This window comes from Nitrobacter sp. (genome assembly GCF_051535215.1).
In the GTDB taxonomy this organism is placed as follows: domain Bacteria; phylum Pseudomonadota; class Alphaproteobacteria; order Rhizobiales; family Xanthobacteraceae; genus Nitrobacter.
In genome coordinates, this window is sequence record NZ_JBPPLY010000003.1 from 67,911 (window position 1) to 94,102 (window position 26,192).

Genomic DNA, 26,192 nt, shown 5'->3' on the forward strand with positions numbered 1-26,192 from the left:
AGTGCTCCAAGCGACGAGCCTAAGCCACGTTACGGGCAGGGATGACGCAGACCGTCGTAGCCGAGATAGGTGCCCGAACGCACGTCATATGATTTGAACCGCTGCTGACAATACGCGACATCGCCGCTCGGAGCGACTTCATAGGTCGGGCTGTCATCATAGTACCCATAAGAATCATCGTAGTAATACGGACTGGCGAACGAACTGCCGATCGCCGAGCCTACGATGAAGCCCGGAAAGAAGCCGCCACCATAGTAGCCACCGCCGCGCCAGCGATGGCCTCCGCCGTGCCAGTGTCCCCCCTGCCAGCCGCCACCGCCGCCAGCCCAATGCCGGCCACCGCCGCCACCGGCCCAATGTCGGCCACCGCCACCGGACCAATTTCCGCCGCCACCGCCGCCCGGTCGCATGCCCATATGACCACCACCACCACCCCCGCCGCCACCACCACGACCCATATGCCCGCCACCACCGTGGCCGCCACCGCTGCCTGAGTACTGAAGTATTGTCTGCGCGGAGCTGGGAGAAGTCGTGGCCAGCGGCACTGCAAGCGTAATGACAGCCGCGGCTAGTACTGGTTTGAAACTCAACATATTTTCAACTCCGTATGGTGATTCCAGTGTATCAAGCGTTGAATTCCAACGTGGCAATGCAAAGCAAGTTCCGCAATTCGGGGTTACGGAATTGTCATCCGGTTTTACTTCCCCCGGACTTTTCGTCGCAGCGAGTGTGAAAGATTTGGGCAGAGTCAGACTGACGGCCTAATACACCCCTCGATAAATCTCACGAATCGACCATCGTGATCGCGTTATTCCGCCGCCTCGCTCGCATTATTCCGCCGCTTCGGCTTTCCCGCTTTTTCCAGCACCGGCTTCAGAAATTGTCCGGTATAGCTGCGTGGCGCTTTCACAATGTCTTCCGGCGGTCCCCAGGCGACAATCTCGCCGCCGCCATCGCCGCCTTCGGGACCGAGGTCGATCACCCAGTCAGCGGTCTTGATGACTTCGAGATTGTGTTCGATCACCACGACAGAGTTGCCCTGCGCCACCAGTTCGTGCAGCACATCGAGAAGCTTCTTCACGTCATGGAAGTGCAAACCGGTGGTCGGCTCGTCGAGAATATAGAGCGTGCGTCCGGTCGCGCGCTTGGACAGTTCCTTGGCGAGCTTGACGCGCTGCGCCTCGCCGCCTGAGAGCGTGGTGGCCTGCTGGCCCACATGAATGTAGTCGAGACCGACGCGATGCAGCGTCTTGAAAGTTTCGCGCACGCGCGGCACCGCCTTGAAAAATTCGGCGGCTTCCTCGACCGTCATGTCGAGCACGTCGGAGATCGACTTGCCCTTGAACAGTATCTCCAGCGTTTCGCGGTTGTAGCGCTTGCCCTTGCATGTGTCGCAGGTGACGTAAACGTCGGGCAGGAAGTGCATCTCGATCTTGATGACGCCGTCGCCCTGGCAGGCTTCGCAGCGGCCGCCCTTGACGTTGAACGAGAAGCGGCCCGGCTCATACCCGCGCGCCTTGGATTCCGGCAGGCCGGCAAACCATTCGCGGATCGGCGTGAAGGCACCGGTATAGGTCGCGGGATTGGAGCGTGGCGTGCGGCCGATCGGCGACTGGTCGATGTCGATGATCTTGTCGATGTGCTCCAGCCCTTCGATGCGATCGTGCGGCGCGGCGCCCTCGCTCGCGTTGTTGAGCTTGCGCGCGATCGCCTTGTAAAGCGTGTCGATCAGCAGCGTCGATTTGCCGCCGCCGGAGACACCGGTGATGCAAGTGAACAGGCCGAGCGGAACTTCGGCGGTGACATTCTTGAGATTGTTGCCGCGCGCATTGACCACCTTGATCGTGCGGCGATGGTTCGGCGGCCGCCGTTCCGGCACCTCGACCGCTAGTTCGCCGGTGAGATATTTGCCGGTCAGCGACTTCGGGTTTCGCATGATGTCGGCCGGCGTGCCTTGCGCGACGATATGGCCGCCGTGAACGCCTGCACCGGGACCGATGTCGAGTACATGATCGGCGAGACGGATAGCGTCCTCGTCGTGTTCGACCACGATCACGGTGTTGCCGAGGTCGCGCAACCGCTTCAGAGTTTCGAGCAGCCGCGCATTGTCGCGCTGGTGCAGACCGATGGACGGTTCATCCAGCACATACAGCACGCCAGTCAGGCCTGAACCGATCTGGGAGGCGAGGCGGATGCGTTGGCTCTCGCCACCGGACAGCGTGCCGGAAGCGCGCGACAGCGTCAGATAGTTGAGGCCGACGTCGAGCAGGAACGACAGCCGTTCGCGTATCTCCTTGAGCACGCGGCCAGCGATCTCGTTCTGTTGCGATGACAGCTTTTTCGGAACGGTCTCGAACCATTCGCCGGCATGACGTACCGATAATTGGCTGATTTCGCCGATGTGCTTGCCGCCGATCCTGACGCACAATGCCTCGGGCTTCAGCCGGTAACCCTTGCAGGCGTCGCACGGTACGTCGGAAAAATACTTGCCGAGTTCTTCGCGCGCCCATTCGCTCTCGGTCTCCCGGAAGCGGCGCTCGATGTTGGTGATGACGCCCTCAAACGGCTTTTTGGTATCGTAGGAGCGTACCCCGTCTTCATATGAGAACTTGATCTCGTTGTCGCCCGAGCCATGCAGCAGCGCAGCCTGCGTTTTTTTCGGCAGGTCTTTCCATTTGGTATCCAGTGTGAACTTGTAGAATTTTCCGAGAGCAGTCAGCGTCTGCAGATAATACGGCGACGATGATTTCGCCCACGGCGCGATCGCGCCCTTGCGCAGCGTCAGTTCCTTGTCGGGAATGACGAGGTTTTCATCGACATGCTGTTCGACGCCGAGGCCGCCGCATTTCGGGCAAGCGCCGTATGGGTTGTTGAATGAAAAAAGCCGCGGCTCGATCTCGGGAAGGGTGAAGCCGGAGACCGGGCAGGCAAACTTTTCCGAAAACAGAATGCGTTCGGGGCCGCTCTTGTCGTGGATTTTGGCGACCTTCTTGTCGGATTTCTTGTCGTCGGAAGAGGCGCCTGGTGCATCCGCATATTCAATGACAGCCAACCCTTCGGCCAACTTCAGCGCGGTTTCGAAACTCTCCGCCAGCCGCTGGCCGATGTCCGACCGCACCACGATGCGATCGACCACGACGTCGATGTCGTGCGGAAACTTCTTGTCGAGCGCCGGAACGTCAGCGAGTTCGTGAAACGCGCTGTCGATCTTGACGCGCTGAAAACCCTTCTTGAGATACTCCGCCAGTTCCTTGCGATATTCGCCCTTGCGGCCGCGCACGACCGGCGCCAGCAGATAGAGCCGGGTTCCTTCAGGCAGCGCCAGCACCCGGTCGACCATCTGCGACACCGTCTGGCTTTCGATCGGCAGGCCCGTTGCGGGGGAATAGGGTACGCCGACGCGCGCCCACAACAGCCGCATGTAGTCGTAGATTTCGGTGACGGTGCCGACGGTGGAGCGCGGGTTCTTGGAGGTGGTCTTCTGTTCGATCGAGATCGCCGGCGACAGACCGTCGATCTGGTCGACATCCGGTTTCTGCATCATCTCCAGAAACTGACGCGCATAGGCAGAGAGCGACTCGACGTAACGTCGCTGACCTTCCGCATAGATGGTATCGAACGCCAGCGACGACTTGCCGGAGCCGGAGAGACCGGTGAACACCACCAGCTTGTCACGCGGGATTTCCAGATCGACATTCTTGAGGTTGTGTTTGCGGGCGCCGCGGATCGTGATGGCGCGCGTGGCGGAACCTGATTGTTGCCGCTTCGCCTTGATGACTTCGTCCATGACAGGCTTTTCCGGGCGCGAAAGTCGCGCCGCGTTCGGGTGCGCCGCACCGGGCAAAATCCCCGGCTGGTGTGACGGTTCATACGTCCGCTTCATTGTCTCGGGAAATCCCTCAAGCGAACTTCTGAACCCAAACCACACTCGAATCATAAGGTTGCCGGTGGCCCATTAATTCCGACACCCGCATCAAAGGTTCCTGCAAGGACATGCGAGCTTCGGAATCGGGATCCTAGCGCCGTGTGTGGCTGTGTCCGGAACGTAAATAGAACGGCGGGCGATTTCCAGAGGGCTGATGATGATCATCAACGATTTCGTTGCGCTGGATAGCCTAGCCCTCATCGTCGGCATGGCCGCCCCTCTGTCAGCTCCGACCTGGAGGCAGCGGAGGCGCTCAAATAAAAAAGGCCGGCAAAAAGCCGGCCTTTCCATAATTACGAGAGACGTTCGGATTAGATGTGATCAGTACCGCGCAACGGCCGGGCCACCCCAGCGATAGTTGATACGAGCGGTGACAAGGTCTACATCCTGACTAATTTTGTCAGTTGCAAACGGTGTACCAGGCACCCCGGCGACGCCGTTGTTGATGAAGGTGTGGTTGCTGTCGCCCATGAAGATGTGATCGTATTCGAAGCCGAGCGACCAGTTCGGTGCGAAGCCATATTCAAGGCCGACACCAACCGTGCCACCCCAACGGGTATTGTTGACGTCGTCTGTAACCTGAACAGCAGTTAAGGTATCGAGTCTTTGATAGCGGTTGGACGTCACCGCGGCGCCGCCCTTCACATAGAGCAGGGCAGCATCCCAAGCGTAACCGATCTGGCCGGTGAACAGGCCGAACGCGTCAAGGCGGCTGTCATTAGCGACAAAAGCATTTTGAAGGCTGACATTGCGGCCGCTCAGGTCCGCCCAGTTGCCCTGAGCTTCAAGGCCAAACACCCAAGCATTGGACTGCATGCGATAACCGATCTGGCCGCCGGCCGTACCGCCGGTCGCATCGTGGCAACCCTCGTTGCCTACGGCCGGAAAGGTCAGATCCCAGCAATTCCTGCTCGATCCCCAGCCGCCGTTCGCGCCGATGTAGATGCCGCTCCAGTCATAGATCGCGGCGACCATCGGAGGAGGAGCCTTCGTATAATGACGCGCTGCAAGGTCGGCTGCGGCGGCAGGCGCCGCGCTGAGGCCGATGGCGAGAGCACCAATGGCGCCGATCAGTAGCTTGTTCATTTCAAATCCCCGGAATTTCAACTTCGTTTGGACGCGAGCGCTGATAGCAGCCCTGAATTCGATAAATGCTGTATATCGCCCGGCGTTGAAAAAAGCCGTCTCCCAAATGCAACACTTCGGGCAAATTGGAGCCGCTGTTACGCCTGCCGGCTTGCTAGATCTTTCTCTCTTCGCTGCACCGACCGGGACCGTCGCCTCTTGAGAACAAAAATGGAACATTATATATTGGACCGGTGGATAACCGGCGATTGACCCTCTCCGCACGATGACGGGAGTGTAGGGTCGCCACCGTTGCCGCAAAGGCGTTGCCGGCGTTTCGAACCGGCGGCGGCATTTGGATTGGCAATCGGACGAGATTGGGAGAACGGCGATGGCGGGTAGCGTGAACAAGGTGATTCTGATCGGCAATCTCGGCGCCGATCCCGAAATCAAGCGGACCCAGGACGGCCGTCCGATCGCCAATTTGCGTATCGCCACGTCTGAAAGCTGGCGTGATCGAACCAGCGGTGAGCGCAAGGAGAAAACCGAGTGGCACCGCGTCGTGATCTTCAACGAGGGGCTTTGCAAGGTTGCTGAGCAGTATCTGAAAAAAGGCTCGAAAGTTTACATCGAGGGCCAGTTGCAGACCCGCAAATGGACCGATCAGAATGGCGTCGAAAAATACTCCACCGAGGTCGTTCTGCAGAATTTCAACTCGACGCTGACGATGCTCGACGGCCGCAACAGCGGCGGAGGCAATTTTGGATCCGACGATACCGGCGGCGATTTCGGATCGGGGAGTTCATCCGGCGGCCAGCGCCGTGCCGTTGCCGCCGGTGCCCGTCGCAGCGACATGGATGACGACATTCCGTTCTAGGGAATAGCAGCTCCAGGACATCAGTGGGCAGGGAGTGGTGAGTTCGGACATTAGCGCCGCCCCGGTCTACCATTCCGGTCCGGAGACCAGAATTCTCCGCGGTCTGCATTTTCAGACTTTAGAGTGGCGATCCCGGCAGGATTCGAACCTGCAACCCGCGGAGTAGAAATCCGCTACTCTATCCAGTTGAGCTACGGGACCTTAAGACCGCTCACCTCACCGCAATATGAAAAATCCGTCCTCGCGCCAAGCCCCGATCCGAACCATTCTGAACGATCGGGCGACGAACCTGCGGGCGAGGCCTTTTGCGTGTCCCCGGTGCGTGTAGCGAATGAGGAGGGTTCGCAGCAATGTCCTTGAACATACTTCACGCGAAATTTTGAACCTAAGCCACATGAAAATCACAAGCTTGCCGGTATCTGTTCAAATTCGAATTTCGCTGCCAGATGCAGCATTATGAGGCAGGCTTCGTACGAATGCAGGGCGCGCGCTTGTTCGCGCAGGGAGCTTTTCATGACCGGAATGGTTCGTGCCGTCGTACTCTGTGCGGTTCTGGCGATTGGGCTGGTTTCGGCGCAGGCGGCGGATAAGGCTTTCAAGCGCGACGATCTCGCCGACGCGGCAATCAAGCTCGAGGCACAGATCAAGAGCGAAGCCGGTATCATCACCAAATCGGCGCCGGCGCTGCGGACCGATGCCGACGCTGCCTTCAAGCGATCCGATTTCCGCAGCGGTCTTCAAATTCTCGGCCAGATCGCGACCGTCGCGCCCGACGATAGCGGCAACTGGCTGCGGCTGGCGCGGACGATTTTCCAGATCAAACCGACCACGAGCCAGGAGCAGACGTTTCTGCTGGAGCGGGCTTCCACCGCCGCCTACATCGCCTACCAGCGGGCGCATGATCCCGGCGCGGAGGCCGACGCGCTGGCCGTTCTCGGCCGCACTTTCTTGGAACGCAAGCTGTGGCGTCCGGCACTCGACACGCTGCGGCTGTCGCTTGATCTGCGCGAGGTCGCAGGCGTTCGCGAGCAGTACGAAAAGATGCGCGACGACCACGGCTTCCGGCTGCTTGATTACACCGTGGATTCGGATTCTGCCTCGCCGCGGATCTGCTTCCAGTTCTCGGAAGACCTCGCCAAACGTACCGACTTTTCGCCGTTCGTGATGCTTGCCGGCACCGATCAGCCGGCGCTGTCGTCGGAGGACAAGCAGCTTTGCGTCGACGGCCTCAAGCACGGCGAGCGTTACAACGTCAATCTGCGTGCCGGTCTGCCGTCGACCGTCAAGGAAAGCCTGCCCAAATCCGCTGAGTTCAACGTCTATGTGCGGGACCGCAAGCCATTCGTCCGCTTCACCGGGCGCGCCTATGTGCTGCCGCGCACCGGGCAGCGCGGCATTCCGCTGGTTAGCGTGAACACGCAAGCCGTGTCGGTGCAGGTATTCCGGATCGGCGACCGCAATCTCATCAACACCGTGATCGACAGCGACTTTCAGAAAACACTCAGCGGCTATCAATTGTCGGATCTCGGCAGCGAGCGCGGGGTCAAGGTCTGGTCGGGCGAGATCACAACGGCTTCCACGTTGAATGCCGATGTGACGACTGCATTCCCGGTCGATGAGGCGCTCGGAAACCTGCAGCCCGGTGTCTATGTGATGACGGCCGCGCCCAAGGGGCCGGGTTCGGCGAGCGACGAGGAGTCCGGCTCGCTGGCGACCCAGTGGTTCATCGTCTCCGATCTGGGCCTGACCGCCTATTCCGGCAATGACGGCATCCACGTCTTCGTCAATTCGCTGGCGACGACCGATGCGGTGGGCAAGGCGGAGGTCCGCCTGATCGCCCGCAACAACGAGATTCTGGCGACTCGCAAGACCGACGAATCCGGCCATGCGCTGTTCGAGCCGGGTCTCGCCCGCGGCGAAGGCGGGCTGTCGCCGGCGCTGCTGACGGTGAGCACCGACAAGGCCGACTATGCGTTCCTGAGCCTGAAGTCGAACGCGTTCGACCTGACCGACCGCGGCGTCTCGGGTCGAACGGTGCCCGAAGGCGCCGACGCTTATGTTTATGCCGAGCGGGGAGTCTATCGCTCGGGGGAAACGGTCTTCCTCACGGCGCTGTTGCGCGACGGGCAGGGCAACGCCGTGACCGGAGGGCCGCTGACGCTCGTGGTCGAACGACCCGACGGGGTCGAATTCCGCCGCGCCGTGCTGGCCGATCAGGGCGCCGGCGGACGAAGCCTGAGCCTGCCGCTCAACTCGGCCGTGCCCACCGGGACCTGGCGGGTTCGCGCCTTTACCGACCCGAAGGGGCGATCGGTGGGCGAAACCACCTTCATGGTCGAAGATTATGTACCGGACAGGATCGAATTCGACTTAACAACCAAGGCGAAGCAGATCACGGCTGAGGCTCCGGTCGAACTAAAGGTCGACGGCCATTTCCTCTACGGCGCGCCGGCATCCGGCCTGCAACTCGAAGGCGATATGCTGGTGGCTCCCGCCGAGAGCCGCCCGGGTTATGCCGGCTACCAGTTCGGCGTGGCCGATGACGAGGAGAGCACCAGCAACGAGCGAACACCGATCGAGAACCTGCCTGAAGCCGATGCAAACGGCGTCGCCACGTTTCCGGTCAGTCTTGCCTCGCCGCCGTCATCGACCCGACCGCAGGAAGCGCAGATATTCATTCGCATGGCGGAAGCCGGCGGGCGCGCGGTTGAGCGGAAGCTCGTGCTTCCGGTTGCGCCAGCCACCGCAATGATCGGCGTGAAGCCGCTGTTTGCCGACAGGAACGTTGCCGAAGGCGACAAGGCGGCATTCGATGTCGCCTTCGTCGCGCCGGACGGCACCTCGCTCGCTCGCGACGGCCTGCGCTATGAACTGCTCAAGCTCGAAAGCAGATATCAATGGTATCGCCAGGATTCGGCGTGGGAATACGAGCCGGTGAAATCGACCAAACGTGTTTCCGATGGCGACCTCTCGATTGCCGCGAACAAGCCTTCACGGATCGAATTTTCTCCCCCGCCCGGACGCTACCGGCTCGATGTGAAATCGTCCGATCCGAATGGTCCGCTGACGTCGGTTCAGTTCGATGTCGGCTGGTATTCCGACGGCAGCGCCGACACGCCCGATCTCCTGGAAACCTCGATCGACAAACCGGACTACCAGTCAGGCGATACCATGACCGTTTCGGTCAATGCGCGGATCGCCGGTAAACTCACGATCAACGTTCTCGGCGATCGGCTGTTGACCACCCAGACCACCGACATCAGGGAAGGCACTTCTCAGATCAGAATTCCGATCGGCAAGGATTGGGGCACCGGCGCTTATGTGGTTGCGACGCTGCGCCGGCCGCTCGACGTTGAAGCCCGGCGGATGCCGGGCCGCGCGATCGGCATCAAGTGGTTCGGCATCGACAAGGCGGCGCGTACGCTTTCGGTCAGCCTGTCGCCGCCGACACTGGTGCGGCCGTCGACGACGCTGAAGCTGCCTGTGAGGATCGGCGGTCTAAGCCCCGGCGAGGACGCCAAGATCGTGGTTGCCGCCGTCGATGTCGGCATTCTCAACCTCACCAATTACAAGCCTCCCGCGCCTGACGACTACTATCTCGGCCAGCGCCGCATGACCTCGGAAATCCGCGATCTCTACGGGCAACTGATCGACGGCATGCAGGGCACGCGCGGCCAGCTCAGGACCGGTGGCGATTCGGCGGGAGCTGAGTTGCAGGGCAGCCCGCCGACGCAGAAGCCGCTCGCGCTTTATTCCGGCATCGTGACGGTGGCGGCGGACGGCACCGCCGAGATCAGCTTCGACATTCCGGAATTCGCCGGCACCGCGCGCGTGATGGCGGTGGCCTGGAGCGCGACCAAGCTGGGGCGAGCGACGGTCGACGTCACCGTGCACGATCCCGTGGTGCTGACGGCGACTTTGCCGCGCTTTCTGCTGACCGGCGATCAGGGAACCCTGAGCTTCGACCTCGACAACGTCGAGGGCGCGCCGGGCGACTACACCGTGAACGTAAAAACCTCAGGGCCTGTCAAAATGGCGGGAAATCCGGCGACCACCATCAAGCTCGCGGCCAGGCAGCGCAGTTCGATGGCGCTGGCGCTCAATGCCGGCGGGGCTGCCGGCATCGCGCAATTCGACGTCGACATCGAGGGACCGAATGGCCTGAGGCTGGCGCGGCATTATGATCTCGACGTCAAGCCCGCGACCCAGATCCTGGCGCGCCGCTCGGTCCGCACGCTGGCGAAAGGCGAGAGCCTGACACTGACCTCGGACATGTTCTCCGACCTCTTGGCGGGAACGGGCGGGGTGTCAATGTCCGTTGGACTGTCATCGGCGCTGGACGCGGCGACCGTCCTCAAGGCTCTGGACCGTTATCCGTTCGGTTGTTCCGAGCAGATCACCAGCCGCGCGATGCCGCTGCTCTACGTCAACGATCTCGCGGCCGGCGCGCACCTCGCGATGGACACGAGCGTCGACGACCGCATCAAGAGTTCGATCGATCGTCTGCTGGCCCGGCAAGGTTCGAACGGCTCGTTCGGCTTGTGGTCATCCGGCGGCGACGATCCGTGGCTCGATGCCTATGTGACCGACTTCCTGACGCGCGCTCGCGAAAAGGGATTTGCAGTCCCAGATTCCCTGTTCAAGAGCGCGCTCGACCGCGTTCGCAATTCTGTGGTGAATGCAGCAGAGCCGGAGAAGGACGGCGGCCGCGATCTGGCTTACGGACTTTACGTCCTCGCCAGGAACGGGACCGCGCCGATCGGAGATCTGCGCTATCTCGCCGATACCAAGCTGGACAATCTGGCGACGCCGATCGCCAAGGCGCAATTGGCCGCGGCGCTTGCCCTAGTGGGAGACCGGGCGCGGGCGGAACGCGTGTACGCGGCGGCGGCCCAAAGTCTCGCGCCCAAACCAACCATCGAGTTCGGTCGGCCGGACTACGGCTCGGCTCTACGCGATGCAGCCGCGCTGGTGTCGCTCGCCGGCGAGGGCAACGCCCCGCGTGCCACGGTGACGCAGGCGGTGCAGCGGGTCGAGGCGGCGCGAGAATTGACGTCCTCAACCTCCACGCAGGAGAATGCCTGGCTGGTGCTGGCGGCGAGGGCGCTTGCCAAGGAAACCATGTCGCTCGACGTCGCCGGTGCCCCGGTCAAGACCGCGCTCTATCGCAGCTACAAGGCGGATGAGATGACTGGCAAGCCGATCAGGATCACCAACACCGGCGATGCGCCGGTGCAGGCGGTGATTTCCGTGGCCGGCGCACCGGTAAGTCCGGAACCGGCTGTCTCGAACGGCTTTGCGATCGAACGAAACTATTTCACCCTCGACGGAACGCCGGCGGATCCGGCTCAGGCCAGGCAGAACGACCGGTTCGCGGTCGTGCTCAAGGTCACGGAGGCCAAGCCGGCCTACGGTCACATCATGGTGGCAGACTATCTTCCGGCAGGTTTTGAAATCGACAATCCCAACCTGGTCTCGTCCGGCGACACCGGCACTCTCGACTGGATCGAGGATGGTCAGCAGCCGGTCAACACAGAATTCCGCGACGATCGATTCACGGCCGCTTTCGATCGCGCCGGCAACGACAAGGCGGTGTTTACCGTCGCCTATGTCGTGCGGGCGGTCTCGCCTGGCAAGTACGTTTTGCCGCAAGCCTATGTCGAGGACATGTACAATCCCTCGCGCTACGGACGCACCGGCACCGGCCACGTCGAGGTGCGTGCCGCGAAATGACCGCATCCGGCACCACAGCGATGACGACACGGCGGCGCGGCTTTCGACGCGTGAAGCTGGCGGCCGTGTTCATGGCGGTTATTGCGGTCGTGACTACGGCTGCCGCGGCTGGCTGGATCGTCTCGCTGGGACCTTTGCCGTTGGCGGAGGCGCGCGAGGTCTCGACCACGGTGCTCGATCGCAACGGCAAATTGCTGCGCGCCTTCGCCATGGCCGACGGCCGGTGGCGGCTGCCGGTCGATGCAAGAACCGACGTCGATCCGGGATACCTCAATCTGCTGTTGGGGTACGAGGACCAGCGCTTCTATTCGCACGCAGGTGTCGATCCGTTCGCGCTCGGGCGCGCCGCGCTGCAACTCCTGACACGCGGCCACATCGTCTCGGGCGGATCGACCATCACCATGCAGCTTGCCCGGCTGATCGAACCCCGCCGCCAACGTTCGATTCACGCCAAGCTGCGTCAGATCGTGCGTGCGTTTCAGCTCGAGCACGAGCTCTCCAAGGATGAAATCCTCAACCTTTATCTGACGCTTGCGCCGTTCGGCGGCAATCTTGAAGGTATTCGCGCGGCCTCCATCGCCTATTTCGGGAAGGAGCCGAAGCGGCTGTCGCTCGCGGAGGCGGCGCTGCTCGTGGCCCTGCCGCAATCGCCGGAAAGGCGTCGTCTCGACCGGCACCCGACCGCGGCGCGCGCAGCCCGCGATCGCGTGCTCGAACGCATGGTCGAGGAATCGCGCATCTCGGCGGAAGATGCCGCGCAAGCCAAGGCGGTGCCGGTCATGCGCATGCGCAACCCGTTTCCGATGCTCGCGCCGCATTCGACCGATCGGGCGCTGGCGACGGTCAAGGACGCGAGCGTCATCAGGCTGACCCTCGAATCCGGATTGCAGCGAACGCTCGAAGCACTGGCGCGGGATCGTGCGGCCGCGCTCGGGGCCGACATTTCCATCGGAATCATCGCGGTCGACAATGCCACCGGCGACGTACTGGCCCATGTCGGCTCCGCCGACTATTTCGACGAACGACGGGCCGGACAGGTGGATATGACTCAGGCTGTGCGCTCGCCGGGCTCGACGCTGAAGCCTTTTATCTACGGGCTGGCGTTCGAAGACGGGTTCGTTCACCCGGACAGCCTGATCGACGATCGCCCGGTGCGGTTCGGCAGCTACGCGCCCGAAAACTTCGACATGACGTTTCAGGGCACGGTCGCTGTGCGCCGCGCCCTGCAATTGTCTCTCAACGTTCCGGCGATCGAACTGCTCGACCGCGTCGGCGCCAGCCGATTGTCGTCGCGGCTGAAACAGGCGGGCACGGGCCTGGTGCTGCCCAAGGACGAGGTTCCGGGGCTGGCGATGGGACTAGGTGGCGTCGGGGTGACGCTGCATGACCTGGTGCAGGCCTATTCCGGCATTCCGAGGTTGGGCAGCGTATTGCCGTTACGTGAAATCGTGCGCGACAGCGGCGGCGATCGGGAGCCTTTGCGGCTGATGGATGCGGTCGCGGCATGGCAGGTCGGGAACGTCCTTCTGGGGACGCCGCCGCCCGAAAATGCGGTGCGGAACCGGATCGCTTTCAAGACCGGCACCAGCTACGGCTATCGCGATGCATGGTCCGTCGGCTTCGACGGCCGCATGACGGTCGGCGTCTGGGTCGGGCGTCCTGACGGCGCGTCGGTGCCCGGTCTGATCGGACGCGTGGCAGCCGCGCCTGTCTTGTTCGATGCTTTCGCTCGCGCCGGCAAGCTATTGATACCGTTGCAGAAAGCTCCGCGCGGAACCCTCATCGCCAGCAATGCAAAACTCCCGCTTCCGTTGCGGCGATTTCGACCCGTGGGTGAACTGATCCGGATCGGCAACGAGCACGCGCTTCGTATCCAGTTTCCGCTGAACGGTTCGCGAATCGATGCCGGAGGCGGGGACGGCACAAAGCTGTCCGCACTGCCGGTGAAGGTCGCAGGAGGTGTCTTTCCGATGACCATGCTGGTCAACGGAAAAGCAGTCGGAGAGATCGAAAGCCGGCGCCAGCGGATGGTCGAACCGCCGGGACCTGGCTTTGTCCGGCTGACGGTTATGGATGCTGCTGGCGCGGCGGACACAGTTACGATCAGAATTCAATAGTGACGGGCTAAGCGGTTGTCCCTGCGGTGGGTTCAGCGTATGCGGAACCCCCATGGCTGAGACCCTTTCCCGTCCCCGATTTGGACAAGCGCGCGAACCGAAGACCCCGGTCAATCCGGGACGTGGGTTGGCATTCGTGATCGACTTCGCCGCCGCCCGACACGTCAGGTCAGTGCTCTTTCTGATTATCGTTGGCCTGCTGTTCTTTCTGCCCGGTTTCTTCAACATCCCGCCGATCGATCGCGACGAGCCTCGTTTCGCACAGGCGACCAAACAGATGGTGGAGACTGGCGATTTCGTCGACATCCGCTTCCAGGACGAGGTGCGCTACAAGAAGCCCGTCGGCATTTATTGGCTGCAGGCGGCCGCCGTCGAGACGGCGTCGTCGCTCGGTCTGCCGCGCGCGCAGATCCGCATCTGGCTGTACCGCGTTCCATCCCTGATCGGCGCGATCGGCGCCGTGCTTCTGACGTACTGGACGGCGCTCGCCTTTGTGTCGCGGCGGTGTGCCGTTCTGGCCGGGCTGATGATGTGCAGTTCGGTACTGCTCGGAGTGGAAGCGCGGCTCGCAAAGACCGACGCCATGCTGCTGCTGACCGTCATTGCTGCGATGGGTGCGCTCGCGCGGATTTATTTGTCGTGGCAGAGGAGCGGAAACCTCGAGCGGCCGTCCTGGATACCTCCGGCGATTTTCTGGACAGCGCTTGCCGGGGGAATTTTGCTCAAAGGGCCGTTGATCCTGATGTTCGTGGGTCTGGCGATCGGGACCGTCGTCATTCTCGATCGCTCGGCGGCGTGGCTGAGGCGCCTGCAGCCCGTCTGGGGGCTGATGTGGATGCTGATCCTCGTCATGCCCTGGTTCGTCGCGATTTTCCTGCGCGCCGGGGATACGTTTTTTACGGACTCGATCGGCGGCGACATGCTGAGCAAGCTTGCGGCGCAGGAATCACACGGAGCGCCGCCTGGAACCTACTTCCTGCTGTTCTGGATTACGTTCTGGCCCGGCGCGCCCCTGGCAGGGTTGGCGGCGCCCGCCGTCTGGCGCATGCGCCGCGAGCCGGAAGTGCGATTTCTGCTGGCGTGGCTGATTCCATCATGGATCGTGTTCGAACTGGTCCTGACCAAACTGCCGCACTACGTGCTGCCGCTTTATCCAGCCATCGCGATCCTGTCGGTCTGGGGATTGGAGCGCCGCGTGCTGTCCATATCCTGGCTCAGGAAGGGCACGGCGTGGTGGTTTGCCATCCCGGCGATCACCCTGGTGCTCGCGATCATCGCGACCATTACCCTGACGCGTCAACCTGTGTTTCTGGCGTGGCCCTTTGCCGCCGCGGCCTTGATCTCCGGATTGTTCGCATGGTGGCTCTATGACGACGGCAATGCGGAACGTTCCTTGCTGAATGCTGTCATGGCGGCGCTTTTTTTGAGCGCATCGGTCTACGGAATCATTGTCGCGGCGCTGACGCCGCTATTCCCGAGTCCCGAAGTTGCGCGCGCACTGCGAAATGTCGAGTGCATAGGCCCGAAGGTCGCCGCGGCGGGCTACCACGAGCCGAGCCTGGTCTTCATGACCGGAACGTCGACGTTGTTGACCGACGGCCCGGGCGCAGCCGATTTCCTCGGTCACGGAAGCTGCCGGTTCGCGCTCGTCGAATCCCGTTCCGAGCGGGCCTTCGCGCAGCGCGCCGAAGCGATCGGATTGCGTTACAACGTCGCGACGCGCATCGACGGCTATAATTTCTCGCAGGGCAAGACGATTTCGATCGCCATCTTCCGCTCGGAGGGAACGCGTTAGGATAGTCAAGTCCGCACTAGCGATATGCCGCGCTTGTCTATCCATTCGAAAGGAAATCGATCACGTAATCGCCGCAGCTATCAACACGTTTCCGCGTGCCGGGGCGGAGCATCTCAAAAGAGTTGCCCCCGGCGCTTGCGCGCAATAAGAAGCGCGCGGCCAGACCAGTTGGCGCAGGCTTTCCAACGGACCAATCGGGACGAAGAACGACGACATGCCTAGCAGCACGCCTGTGCCGACTGTGTCCATTGTTGTGCCCGTGCGCAACGAGGCGGACAATGTCGCGCCCCTTGTCGAGGAGATTGCCGCCGCGCTCGACGGACGGTGGAATTACGAAATCGTCTACGTCAATGATGGCTCGACCGATGCGACCGGCGAACGTCTGGCGGCGATCATGGCCCAACGCAGCAACGTGCGTCAGATCCGCCACGAAAAGTCTTCAGGACAATCAGCGGCGGTGCGGACCGGGGTGCGCGCGGCGCGCGGCACGATTGTCGCGACGCTGGATGGCGACGGCCAGAACAATCCGGCGTTCCTGCCCGACCTGATAACCGCGATCGAGAACGGCGGCACGCGCGTCGGTCTTGCCGCCGGCCAGCGCGTCGGACGCAAGGATACCGGATTCAAGAAATTCCAGTCGCGGATCGCCAACGGCGTCCGAAGCCGGGTTCTGAGCGACGGCACGCGTGACACCGGCTGCGGATTGAAAGCCTTGCGGCGCGATGTGTTCCTGTCACTGCCTTACTTCGATGGCCTGCACCGGTTTCTTCCGGCGCTGGTACGGCGGGAGGGCTATGACATCGCCTATGTCGACGTGACCGATCGGCCACGACGTTCGGGCATGTCGAACTATGGCTTCTTCGATCGTCTGTGGATCGGAATCATGGACCTCGCCGGCGTGTGGTGGCTTATCCGCCGGAAAAAATCCACGCCCGTTGCAACCGAGATTATGCGTCATGACTGATACGGTCGGTATGCTGTCCAGCTATCTCTACGATGTATTCGTCACCAAGTTCGACGGCTGGGTCGTTCTCGGCTTCGTGGCGCAGGCGCTCTTCACGATGCGTTTCGTCGTGCAGTGGATCGCCTCCGAGCGGGCGCGAAAAAGCGTGATCCCGGTCGCGTTCTGGTTTTTTTCGATCGGAGGCGGAACGCTTCTTCTGGCTTACGCGCTTTACCGGCGCGATCCGGTGTTCATCGCTGGGCAGGCCTTCGGGCTTGTTGTGTATTTCCGTAACGTCTACTTTATCATCCTCAACGGACGCCAGTCATCGACCTGAACCGTATCCGGTCAGCGCGGGGACGTATCCGCCGACGTTGAAATCCCTAACAGATCGGTTTCGCTCTGCCGTAAAGCGGGGAGCTGGCCTGCCGCGTCGAGGACCGGATAGGCGACAGAGCAAATGTGCGAATGGATCCGCCGCAGATCGCGCAGCACATCGAGATGCAGCGACGTCGTCTCGATCGTTTCGAGGCGTCCCTCGCGGAGCCGATCGAGATGCCGCTCGGTCGCCGCGAGTTCGAAGTTGCGCAGGGCGACCTTCTCCGCGATCAGCCACCGAGCCTCGTCAACGTTGCCGGACATAAAGATGCCGAAGGCAATACGAAGCGAATCCATGATCCGCTTGTGAAACGCCGAAAGCTCGCTTGCGCCTTCAGGCGAGAACTGAAAGCGGCGCCTGATTTTCTTGGTCGCCAGTTCGCTCAGGTTCTTGTCGATGATGTCGCCGATATGTTCGAGGTTGATGGCGAATGCGATGATCTCCATGGCGCGATGCCCCTCTCGTTCATCTAGGCTGCCGCGGGTCAGCTTGGTCACGTACAGCTTGATCGCTTCATCGAGACCGTCGACGCCGTCATCCATCCGCGAGACCTGATCGACCAGCGATTTGTCGTTGGTCATCATCGCGTCCATCACCTTTCGCAACATGGCTTCCACGAGGTCGCCCATGCGGAGCGTTTCGCGCGCCGCATCGGCGAGCGCGAGTGAAGGTGTTTCGAGAGCGCTTTCGTCGAGATAACGAGGCCGCGACGGATCGGCCTCAGGTGCTTTGTCAGGAAGAAGCCGTACGAGCATGCGCGCCACGCCGTCGAGCAGGCCGATAAAAAGGATCGCGGTCATGACATTGAACGCGATGTGAAACGTGGCGGTCGCCTTGGCGAGGTTCGGCTGCCACGCCAGCATGACATCCACGATCGGCTGCAGAAATGGTGCGACCAGCAGCACCCCGACGAGGCGGTTGAGCATATTGCCGAGCGGCAGCCGATAGCTCGCGGGATTATCGCGCCGGACACCTTCGAAGACCGGGTTGACGGCGCTGCCGATATTGGCGCCGAGCACCAGTGCGAAGGCCGCATGTGGCGAAACGAACTGGGAATAGGCGAGCGACATGACCAGAAGCACGCTTGCGACGCTGGAATGTACAGCCCACGTCGTAACGGCTCCGATGATAATGCACAGAACAGGATCGCCGGTGATGGCGTTAAGAAAAACCCGCGCGCCCGGCGCGTTTTCAGCCGGGGCAAGCGTCGTCAGCAAAATATGGAGCGCCAGCAGCATCAGGCCGAGACCGATGAAGACGCGACCGACATCCTTGACGCGGGAGCGGGCGCCGCTGCGGAAAGCCACCAGTCCGATCACGAAAAAGATCGGCGCGGCCGCAGAGATGTTGAACGACAGTACCTGAACGATCAGTGTGGTTCCGACATTTGCGCCAAGCATGATCGCGAGCGCCGGAACAAGGCCTACGAGGCCTTCCGCTGCGAACGAACTGGTAAGCAGGCCGGTCGCGGTGCTGCTCTGGAGCAGGGCGGTGAGACCAAGGCCCGCGCCGAAGGCGGCAAAACGATTGCGAAGCGCCTTGCCCAGAAACCGGCGAAGATCCGGACCGAAGGCGCGCAGGATTCCGCTCCGGACCATATGCAGGCCCCAGAGCAAAAGCGCGATACCACCCATCAGATCGAGAAGAACGAGACTTCCCATGGGTTCCCCGTCAACAAATTTGGGTCGAAGGGTCAGGCTATCGGCAATTAGCGGTGGATCAAATTCTTTTATTTCGGCCGACGGGAGTAAATTTGGCAGGCGAAAAGTTTGGCGCGAGGCGATTTATTGCCGGGCGTTGAACGCCTCAAATCCTCGCTCAAGATCGGCCTTGAGATCATCGACGTTTTCCAGCCCGATGTGCAGTCGCAGCGTTGGCCCTCCCGGCGCCCAGCGCGTCACGGTGCGATACGCAGCACAATCGAAAGGAATGATGAGGCTCTCGTAGCCGCCCCACGAGTAACCCATGCCAAACAGCTTCACGGAGTCGAGCAGCGCATCGACGGCCTGCGGCGGCGCGGGCTTGAGAACGATGCTGAACAGCCCCGACGCACCGGTGAAGTCGCGCTTCCAGATCGCGTGGCCGGGGTCGTCCGGGAAGGCAGGATGCAGAATCCTCGCGACTTCGGGCCGTTTCGCGAGCCACTGCGCGACATCGATCGCGGCTTGCTGATGATGCCGCAGCCTTACGGCAAGCGTGCGCAACCCACGCAATGCCAGAAACACATCGTCTGGGCCGGCGCAGACGCCAAGCAGCCGGATGCCTTCGGAGATAGCAGGCCAGGCCTCGGCATTGGCGGATATGGTTCCGAACATGATGTCGGAATGCCCGCCGATGTATTTGGTTGCCGCCTGGATGCTGATGTCGACACCTTGTTCCAGCGCGCGGCGGAACAGCGGGGTCGCCCATGTATTGTCGTCGACCACAAACGCTTCATGTGCATGTGCGACTGCGGCGATCGCCGGGACGTCCGGCATCTCCAGGGATTGGGAGCCGGGAGCCTCGACCATGACAGCGCGAGTGTTGGGCCGGAACAACGCAGCGATATCCGAGCCGATCAGCGGGTCGAAATAGTTTGTCTCGACTCCGTAGCGCGCCAGGATTCCGTCGCAGAAATTCCGCGTGGGACGATAGACGCTATCGCAGACGAGGATGTGATCGCCGGCCTTCAGGATCGAGAGCAGCGCCGTGGAGATTGCCGAAACGCCCGATGGAACGAGGCCGACGCCCGCACATTTCGAGCCTTCCAGCGCCGCCAACGCATCCTGCAGGGCACGGGTGGTGGGAGTGCCATGTCGCCCGTAATGAAATTCTCCGCGATGGGCATGCAGGTCGCCCGCGGTCGGATAGAGCACGGTCGAGCCGCGAACGATAGGAGGATTGACGAACCCCTTTTGAGCCTCAGTGTCGCGGCCCGAAACCACCAGTCTGGTTTCCGCTCGAAGCGGATCCGTGGGTTCGTTGTCCTTTGAGAAAGTCATCTGCCTGCCGCTGCAAGGGAGGCGTTTTGCCGCTGACGCGGACTGCCTCGATACCTGTTTAATCGTGTTTTCGGAGTGAGCGTTAGTAACAGGAAGGGGAAGACCCGCGTCAACCCCTTGACCCTGCCGGCCAGCAGAGTGAATTTGACATTCGATCCGCCCGGTATCCCCGGACCCGCTGTTGACCGGGTGTTGAGAGGCTCCACCGCGTTTCGACCTGTTCTGCTCTCGGTTGATCGACAAGGTCCATCTTTGGCCCGATTGGCGGAGGAAACAAATCGACCGGCCGGATTCGACCTGGCGTCTGAACGGCGACAAATTGACAATCCATTGATGTCCTTGAAAGGCATTGCCATGAAATGCGTACTTGCTGTCATTTTCGCTTTCGCCGCCGGTCTTTCGTTGCAATCGGCATCCGCGCAGGAATCCGCGAAGGCGAAGACTACGCTCGACGCAGTCAAGGCGCGAGGCATGCTGTCCTGCGGCGTGAGCCAGGGATTGCCCGGATTCTCCGCCCCTGACGACAAAGGCAACTGGACCGGGCTTGATGTGGACGTCTGTCGCGCGATCGCGGCTGCCGTATTCAACGATCCGAGCAAGGTCAAATTCGTTCCGTTGTCCGCCAAAGACCGGTTCATCGCCCTGCAATCCGGCGAAATAGATGTCCTGTCGCGCAATACGACGTGGACCCTCTCGCGCGACACATCGCTTGGCGGGAACTTCACCGGCGTGACTTATTACGATGGGCAGGGATTTCTGGTCAGGAAATCGCTCAAGGTCAATTCGGCGCTGGAATTGAACAGCGCGTCGGTCTGTGTCCAGACCGGCACCACGAACGAACAGAATCTCGCCGACTACTTCAAGAGCAACAAGATGAAGTACGAGGTCATCGCCTTCAGCACGGCCGACGAAACCATCAAGGCTTATGAATCAGGCCGATGCGATGTGTTTACGTCAGATATCTCGCAACTCTATGCCGAGCGGCTGAAACTCTCCAATCCCGCCGATCATGCCGTGCTGCCGGAGGTGATCTCGAAGGAGCCGCTCGGACCGATGGTGCGTCACGGCGACGATCAATGGTTCGATCTCGTCAAGTGGACGCTGTTTGCTATGATCAACGCCGAAGAACTCGGCATCACGCAGAAGAACGTCGACGAGATGGCGAAATCGGACCGGCCGGAACTGAAGCGCGTCTTCGGGACCGATGGCAATTTCGGCGAACAGCTTGGCCTCACCAAGGACTGGGTGACACGCATCATCAAAGCGGTCGGCAATTATGGGGAGTCATTCGATCGCAACGTCGGCGCAGGTTCTCGGCTCGGAATCGCACGAGGTCTCAACAAGCTTTGGAATCAAGGCGGCATCCAATACGCGCCGCCGATCCGCTAGCGGCAACGCCTGAACGGCGATGGCCGCCGAGCCTCGAAAACCGCCGCCGCAGTTCTTCCTGAAACTGCGACGCGCGCTCGGCGGAAAGGCTGGCTGGGGCGGACTTGCGCTGCAAGTGATGTTCGTCGCCGTCCTGATCTGGATCGGCTACGAGATCATCGACAATGCGAGGGGAAACCTTGAGACGCAGCACATCGCGTCCGGCTTTGGCTTCATGTCACAAACCGCCGGCTTCGGCGTCAGCCAGACCCTGATTCCGTATTCCGAGACCGACAGTTACACCCGCGTGTTTCTGGTCGGCCTTCTCAATACGCTGCTGGTGTCCGTTGTCGGCATTGTCTTCGCGACGATCATCGGCTTCGTCGTAGCGCTCGGCCGACTGTCGCCGAACTGGCTGATATCGCGCATTTCCGGCGGCTATGTGGAGTTGGTTCGCAACCTGCCGCTGCTGTTCCAGATTCTGTTCTGGTATCTTGCGGTGCTGAGGGCGCTCCCGATTCCGAGGGAAAGCATTTCGATCTTCGACGCATTCTTTCTCAGCAATCGCGGCCTCGTCATTCCGAAGCCGATCGTGCAGGAGGGATTTGTCGCCTTTGCCGTCTCGATTTCGGCTGCCGTCATCGGGTGTCTGTGGCTGCGCAGTTATTCGCGCCGGGCACTTTTTCAAAGCGGACGGGTCGTTGTCGCCTGGCCCTACGTTCTTGCGCTGCTGATCGTCGTTCCGCTGGTCACGATGCTGGTCTTCGGCATTCCCGTCACATTCGAGATGCCTGCCCTCAAGGGATTTAACTTCTCCGGTGGTACGCGCGTGACGCCCGAATTCGTCGCGCTCGCGGTCGCGCTTTCGACATATACGGCGGCATTCATCGCGGAAGTGGTGCGCGCCGGAATTCTCTCGGTTCATAAGGGGCAGATGGAGGCGGGAGCCTCGCTCGGGCTTTCGCGCGGATTGACGCTGCGATTGATCGTGGTGCCGCAAGCCATGCGCGTCATTCTGCCGCCGCTGACCAATCAGTATCTCAACCTCATCAAGAATTCTTCGCTGGCCGTCGGCATCGGATATCCGGACCTGTTCTCGGTATTTGCCGGCACGACGCTCAGCCAGACCGGACAGGCCATCGAAATCATCGCGATCACAATGGGCGTTTATCTGCTGATCTCGCTGGTCACCAGCGCGATCATGAGCTTCTACGGCTGGCGCATCGCGAGGAGCATGGGCGGATGACCGATCAACCCACACGCTCATTCGTTCGCACCGATCTGGTTCCGGAACGACCGGCCCCGATCAAAACGACAGGCTTTTTCGCCTTCCTGCAGACCCGTCTGCTCAATTCTCCAGGCAACATGCTGCTGACGGTCGTCGGTGTCGTGCTGCTTTGGTTCATCATCGTCCCGACAATCAGGTTTCTCTTTGTTGACGCGGTCTGGCAAGGCGCGGATCGAACATCGTGTCTGGCTGCGGATGCGGGACAGCCGATCGGGGCGTGCTGGCCATTCGTCCAGGCGAAGATCACGCAATTCATTTACGGCTTTTATCCCGAGCCTGAACGGTGGCGGGTCAATCTGACGTTCCTGCTGGCCGCAGTCTTGCTGCTGCCGCTTCTGGTTCCACGGTTACCCGCGAAGGGTCTTAATGCGGGCGTGTTCTTCGTTGCATTTCCTATCGTGGCTTTTTTTCTGCTGCATGGCGGAGGCGTGAGCGGGTTCGGCGTGACGTGGACTGCCGGATTCCTGTCGAGCTTCGCCGACGGCCTCGGCAACGTCGGACAGCAAGTCGCGGCATCAGGAGAGGCGGGCGGAGTCGGTCCGGTTTTGCAGTTTGCAGGACATGGCGTGGCATGGATCGGCGACGCGATGAACTTTCTGGCATCGCCACTGGTCCGACTTCGAGACTGGCTGCAAAATTCCGATCAGCCGGTCTGGTACGACTTTGCATGCACTGCCGTGATCGTTTCGCTGCTGCTCTTTCTTCTGAACGGCGCCTTCCGGACGGGTTGGCGCACGCTGCTTACGAGCCTGATTGCGTTCTTCGGCGCTGGCGCGGTGATGGCGGTGATGCACCTCGATCGCGGCGGACTTCCGATCGTCGATACTCGTCTCTGGGGCGGTCTGCTGGTCACGCTGGTGGTGTCGGTGACCGGCATCGTAACGTCGATACCGGTCGGGATCGCTCTGGCGCTGGGCCGGCGCGCCACTATTCCGTTGATCCGGATTTTCTCGGTCGCCTTCATCGAGTTCTGGCGCGGCGTTCCGCTCATAACGGTGCTGTTTTTCGCGACCTATATGCTTCCGCTTTTTCTTCCCGGAAATTTTACCGTGGATGGTCTGGTCCGGGTTCTGATCGGAATCGCGCTGTTCGCCGGAGCCTATAACGCCGAGGTTATTCGCGGCGGCCTGGCCGCGATTCCGCGCGGGCAGGCGGAAGCCGCCAATGCGCTTGGCCTATCGTATTGGAAGACGACTGGATTGATCGTGATGCCGCAAGCGTTGCGGCACGTCATTCCTGGACTGGTGAACAGCTTTATTGCCTTGTTCAAGGACACCTCGCTGGTCTCGATCATCGCGCTGTTCGACCTGCTCGGGAGTTTGCGGGCGTCGTTCGCAGATCCGACATGGGCGACGCCAACCACGCTGTTCACCGGGTTTGCTTTCACCGGAATCATTTACTTCGTGTTCTGCTTCGGCATGTCCCGGTATTCACTGTTCGTCGAACATCGGCTGAATCCGGACGGGCGAAGCTGAGTTGGATGGGCCATGACAGACGAAAATGCCATCGTTTCCATCGCCGGCCTTAATAAGTGGTTCGGCAGCTTCCACGTGCTGCGGGACATCGATCTCGATGTGGCGAGGAGCGAGCGTATCGTCATCTGCGGTCCGTCAGGTTCGGGAAAATCGACTCTGATTCGCTGCATCAATGCGCTGGAGGAATTTCAGGAAGGACGGATCGTCGTCGATGGAATCGAACTGGGCCCCAATCTGCGGCGCGTCGAGGAAGTCCGGCGCGAGGTCGGAATGGTTTTCCAGAACTTCAATCTGTTTCCGCATCTGACGGTGCTTGAAAACTGTACGCTTGCTCCGATCTGGGTCCGCAATATCCCCAAGAAAGACGCCGAGGCCGCGGCGATGAAATTTCTTGAGCGCGTCAAAATCCCGCATCAGGCCAACAAGTATCCCGGCCAGATGTCGGGAGGCCAGCAGCAACGCGTGGCGATTGCGCGCGCGCTCACGATGAATCCGAAGGTCATGTTGTTCGACGAGCCGACCTCGGCGCTTGACCCCGAGATGGTCAAGGAAGTGCTCGACACAATGGTCGACCTCGCCAGGGAAGGCATGACCATGCTCGTGGTCACGCATGAAATGGGATTTGCCAAAGAGGTGGCGAACCGGATGGTGTTCATGGATGAGGGGCAGATCATCGAATCCGACACGCCGACGAATTTCTTCGCCAATCCGCGACACCCGCGAACGCAGCTTTTTCTCAGCCAGATCCTGCGTTGAGACTGAAGGGTGATCTAAATTAGCGTCGGATTGCATTGTCGGACGAACATTCGCTTCCAACCTAAGCCGGAGCGAGGGGGATCTTCACCGTGGTTCGCTTCTCGAGCCATTGCGGCACGGGAAGGTTTTTGGAGCGCATGAAGTCCGGATTGAACAGCTTCGACTGATAGCGGTTGCCGGAGTCGCACAGGATCGTCACGATCGTGTGGCCGGGCCCCAATTGGCGCGCGAGACGAATTGCGCCGGCGACGTTGATGCCGGTCGAGCCGCCGAGGCAGAGCCCCTCGTGTTCAAGCAGATCGTAGATCACCGGCACGGCTTCCTCGTCGGGAATGAGATAGGCCTCGTCGACCTTGGCGTTGGCGATAACCGGCGTCACCCGTCCAAGTCCGATTCCCTCGGTGATCGAACCTCCCGGGGTCGCCTTGGCCACGCCGTTTTTGAACAACTCATACATGGCGGCCCCGCGGGGGTCGGCGACGCCGATGACGATGTCCTTCTTTTTCTCCCGCAGGAAAGCACCGGTGCCGGCCAGCGTGCCGCCGGTTCCGATTGAACAGATGAAGCCATCGACCTTGCCGCCGGTCTGCTCCCAGATTTCGGGGCCGGTTGAAACGTAGTGAGCCTTGGGATTGTCGAGGTTGTTCCACTGATCGGCAAACAGCACGCCGTTTGGCTCCGACTTGCGCAGGTCGTCCGCGAGCCGTTTTGCGATGTGCTGATAATTGTTCGGGTTGCTGTAGGGGAGCGCCGGGACCTCGACCAGCTCGGCCCCGCACAGCCGCAGCATGTCCTTCTTTTCCTGGCTTTGCGTCTCCGGGATGACAATCATGGTGCGGTAGCCGCGCGCGCTGGCGACGACGGCGAGGCCGATGCCGGTATTGCCGGCGGTGCCCTCGACCACGAGCCCGCCGGGCTTGAGATCGCCACGCTTTTCGGCTTCCAGGATCATCTGTTTGCCGGCCCGATCCTTGACCGACTGGCCCGGATTCATGAACTCGGCCTTGCCGAGGATGGTGCATCCCGTCGTTTCCGATGCGTGCTTCAACTTGATAAGCGGCGTATTGCCGATCGCTTCGACGACGTCGTTCTGGATTCTCATGAGATGCTTAATCTTGTCAGTCCGTTGGAGGAATATAGCAACCCTAGTTGAGAGGCGGGGGCGCTACAAGGGAGGGAACGAAGGCGGTCGATCGCAAGACCAGATGCGGCGTGGCTCGCCTTGTTGCGAAGAAGCCGTCAGAGGCGTCGTCTGTCGCAAATTTAAGCGTGCGCGCGTTTCGATTCGTCCGCCTTGTTCGGCCCAAATCCGGCGAGGCGTGTCGTCCGGAGCCGAAATGCAGCATGAAATCTTGGTAAGATTGTCGGGTCCACCGGAGACCCGGACATCCAGAAAGCCTTTCAAAACGGGGCTTTTTGATGAATCAGGTCATCTGCAATGGTGCGAAGCCCATGGAACGTATCTAAGGTTCTTGGCGGGGCGGGACTGT

16 protein-coding genes and 1 tRNA gene are annotated in these 26,192 nt (G+C 61.2%); 10 read left to right on the top strand and 7 right to left on the bottom strand.

Translation table 11 applies throughout. The features are described 5' to 3' along the window. Positions 1 to 29 precede the first annotated feature (29 nt). The 3 genes from ACS3WB_RS04815 to ACS3WB_RS04825 all read right to left on the bottom strand — a co-directional run bounded on the left by ACS3WB_RS04815 (position 30) and on the right by ACS3WB_RS04825 (position 5,011). The gene (locus ACS3WB_RS04815) at positions 30 to 458 is read right to left on the bottom strand and encodes a BA14K family protein (RefSeq protein WP_438274434.1); all 429 of its coding nucleotides are present in this window, start codon (positions 456 to 458) and stop codon (positions 30 to 32) included. A gap of 350 nt (positions 459 to 808) precedes the next feature. After that, positions 809 to 3,787, bottom strand: a complete 2,979-nt coding sequence (uvrA, locus tag ACS3WB_RS04820) for an excinuclease ABC subunit UvrA (RefSeq protein ID WP_438274435.1) — start codon at positions 3,785 to 3,787, stop codon at positions 809 to 811. A gap of 459 nt (positions 3,788 to 4,246) precedes the next feature. Beyond that, a complete protein-coding gene (locus ACS3WB_RS04825) occupies positions 4,247 to 5,011 on the bottom strand; it encodes an outer membrane protein (protein ID WP_438274436.1) in 765 nt (254 codons plus the stop codon). 370 nt (positions 5,012 to 5,381) lie between these two features. On the opposite strand from ACS3WB_RS04825, the gene ACS3WB_RS04830 reads away from it, so the two are divergent. Further along, positions 5,382 to 5,867: a single-stranded DNA-binding protein gene (locus tag ACS3WB_RS04830; RefSeq protein WP_438274437.1), complete on the top strand. Its 486-nt coding sequence runs from the start codon at positions 5,382 to 5,384 to the stop codon at positions 5,865 to 5,867. Between the two features lie 124 nt (positions 5,868 to 5,991). Here the strand turns inward: ACS3WB_RS04830 and ACS3WB_RS04835 are convergent. After that, positions 5,992 to 6,068: transfer RNA gene (locus tag ACS3WB_RS04835), tRNA-Arg, on the bottom strand. A gap of 312 nt (positions 6,069 to 6,380) precedes the next feature. Between ACS3WB_RS04835 and ACS3WB_RS04840 the strand changes: the two genes are divergently transcribed. The 5 genes from ACS3WB_RS04840 to ACS3WB_RS04860 all read left to right on the top strand — a co-directional run bounded on the left by ACS3WB_RS04840 (position 6,381) and on the right by ACS3WB_RS04860 (position 16,792). Further along, positions 6,381 to 11,600, top strand: coding sequence for an alpha-2-macroglobulin family protein (locus ACS3WB_RS04840; protein WP_438274438.1), 5,220 nt, complete (start codon positions 6,381 to 6,383; stop codon positions 11,598 to 11,600). Next, positions 11,597 to 13,717 carry a penicillin-binding protein 1C gene (gene pbpC / locus ACS3WB_RS04845; RefSeq protein WP_438274439.1) on the top strand — a complete coding sequence of 707 codons (2,121 nt, stop codon included), beginning with the start codon at positions 11,597 to 11,599 and terminating at the stop codon, positions 13,715 to 13,717. Before ACS3WB_RS04840 ends, pbpC begins: the two co-directional genes overlap by 4 nt. 52 nt (positions 13,718 to 13,769) lie before the next feature. Further along, on the top strand, positions 13,770 to 15,512 hold the full coding sequence (locus ACS3WB_RS04850; protein WP_438274440.1) for an ArnT family glycosyltransferase: 1,743 nt from the start codon (positions 13,770 to 13,772) through the stop codon (positions 15,510 to 15,512). Positions 15,513 to 15,726: 214 nt separating this feature from the next. After that, entirely contained in the window at positions 15,727 to 16,476 is a 750-nt protein-coding gene (locus ACS3WB_RS04855; protein ID WP_438274441.1) for a glycosyltransferase family 2 protein, read from the top strand. After that, complete coding sequence (locus ACS3WB_RS04860) at positions 16,469 to 16,792, top strand: lipid-A-disaccharide synthase N-terminal domain-containing protein (RefSeq protein WP_438274442.1); 324 nt, start codon at positions 16,469 to 16,471, stop codon at positions 16,790 to 16,792. Before ACS3WB_RS04855 ends, ACS3WB_RS04860 begins: the two co-directional genes overlap by 8 nt. An 11-nt stretch (positions 16,793 to 16,803) precedes the next feature. Here the strand turns inward: ACS3WB_RS04860 and ACS3WB_RS04865 are convergent, their stop codons facing one another. Continuing rightward, positions 16,804 to 18,495: a Na/Pi cotransporter family protein gene (locus tag ACS3WB_RS04865; protein ID WP_438274443.1), complete on the bottom strand. Its 1,692-nt coding sequence runs from the start codon at positions 18,493 to 18,495 to the stop codon at positions 16,804 to 16,806. A gap of 123 nt (positions 18,496 to 18,618) precedes the next feature. Beyond that, complete coding sequence (metC, locus tag ACS3WB_RS04870; protein ID WP_438274444.1) at positions 18,619 to 19,815, bottom strand: cystathionine beta-lyase; 1,197 nt, start codon at positions 19,813 to 19,815, stop codon at positions 18,619 to 18,621. A gap of 354 nt (positions 19,816 to 20,169) precedes the next feature. Between metC and ACS3WB_RS04875 the strand changes: the two genes are divergently transcribed. Genes ACS3WB_RS04875 through ACS3WB_RS04890 form a run of 4 tightly spaced genes read left to right on the top strand, consistent with a single transcriptional unit; the run spans position 20,170 to position 24,702 of the window. Continuing rightward, positions 20,170 to 21,204, top strand: a complete 1,035-nt coding sequence (locus tag ACS3WB_RS04875; protein ID WP_438274445.1) for an amino acid ABC transporter substrate-binding protein — start codon at positions 20,170 to 20,172, stop codon at positions 21,202 to 21,204. Between the two features lie 19 nt (positions 21,205 to 21,223). Then, complete coding sequence (locus tag ACS3WB_RS04880; RefSeq protein WP_438274446.1) at positions 21,224 to 22,429, top strand: amino acid ABC transporter permease; 1,206 nt, start codon at positions 21,224 to 21,226, stop codon at positions 22,427 to 22,429. Further along, positions 22,426 to 23,946, top strand: coding sequence for an amino acid ABC transporter permease (locus ACS3WB_RS04885; protein WP_438274447.1), 1,521 nt, complete (start codon positions 22,426 to 22,428; stop codon positions 23,944 to 23,946). Before ACS3WB_RS04880 ends, ACS3WB_RS04885 begins: the two co-directional genes overlap by 4 nt. Positions 23,947 to 23,958: 12 nt before the next feature. Continuing rightward, positions 23,959 to 24,702 carry an amino acid ABC transporter ATP-binding protein gene (locus tag ACS3WB_RS04890; protein WP_438274448.1) on the top strand — a complete coding sequence of 248 codons (744 nt, stop codon included), beginning with the start codon at positions 23,959 to 23,961 and terminating at the stop codon, positions 24,700 to 24,702. 61 nt (positions 24,703 to 24,763) lie between these two features. Here ACS3WB_RS04890 and ACS3WB_RS04895 read toward each other — a convergent pair whose 3' ends face one another. Then, complete coding sequence (locus ACS3WB_RS04895; protein ID WP_438274449.1) at positions 24,764 to 25,804, bottom strand: cysteine synthase A; 1,041 nt, start codon at positions 25,802 to 25,804, stop codon at positions 24,764 to 24,766. Positions 25,805 to 26,192 lie beyond the last annotated feature (388 nt).

Coding starts and splice junctions, on each gene's coding strand:
- ACS3WB_RS04855 (WP_438274441.1), top strand. CDS start 15,727: ATGCCTAGCAGCACGCCTGTGCCGACTGTGTCCATTGTTGTGCCCGTG.
- ACS3WB_RS04850 (WP_438274440.1), top strand. CDS start 13,770: ATGGCTGAGACCCTTTCCCGTCCCCGATTTGGACAAGCGCGCGAACCG.
- ACS3WB_RS04825 (WP_438274436.1), bottom strand. CDS start 5,011: ATGAACAAGCTACTGATCGGCGCCATTGGTGCTCTCGCCATCGGCCTC.
- ACS3WB_RS04815 (WP_438274434.1), bottom strand. CDS start 458: ATGGGTCGTGGTGGTGGCGGCGGGGGTGGTGGTGGTGGTCATATGGGC.
- ACS3WB_RS04885 (WP_438274447.1), top strand. CDS start 22,426: ATGACCGATCAACCCACACGCTCATTCGTTCGCACCGATCTGGTTCCG.
- ACS3WB_RS04840 (WP_438274438.1), top strand. CDS start 6,381: ATGACCGGAATGGTTCGTGCCGTCGTACTCTGTGCGGTTCTGGCGATT.
- ACS3WB_RS04880 (WP_438274446.1), top strand. CDS start 21,224: ATGGCCGCCGAGCCTCGAAAACCGCCGCCGCAGTTCTTCCTGAAACTG.
- ACS3WB_RS04860 (WP_438274442.1), top strand. CDS start 16,469: ATGACTGATACGGTCGGTATGCTGTCCAGCTATCTCTACGATGTATTC.
- ACS3WB_RS04830 (WP_438274437.1), top strand. CDS start 5,382: ATGGCGGGTAGCGTGAACAAGGTGATTCTGATCGGCAATCTCGGCGCC.
- pbpC (WP_438274439.1), top strand. CDS start 11,597: ATGACCGCATCCGGCACCACAGCGATGACGACACGGCGGCGCGGCTTT.
- metC (WP_438274444.1), bottom strand. CDS start 19,815: ATGACTTTCTCAAAGGACAACGAACCCACGGATCCGCTTCGAGCGGAA.
- ACS3WB_RS04875 (WP_438274445.1), top strand. CDS start 20,170: ATGAAATGCGTACTTGCTGTCATTTTCGCTTTCGCCGCCGGTCTTTCG.
- ACS3WB_RS04890 (WP_438274448.1), top strand. CDS start 23,959: ATGACAGACGAAAATGCCATCGTTTCCATCGCCGGCCTTAATAAGTGG.
- ACS3WB_RS04865 (WP_438274443.1), bottom strand. CDS start 18,495: ATGGGAAGTCTCGTTCTTCTCGATCTGATGGGTGGTATCGCGCTTTTG.
- ACS3WB_RS04895 (WP_438274449.1), bottom strand. CDS start 25,804: ATGAGAATCCAGAACGACGTCGTCGAAGCGATCGGCAATACGCCGCTT.
- uvrA (WP_438274435.1), bottom strand. CDS start 3,787: ATGGACGAAGTCATCAAGGCGAAGCGGCAACAATCAGGTTCCGCCACG.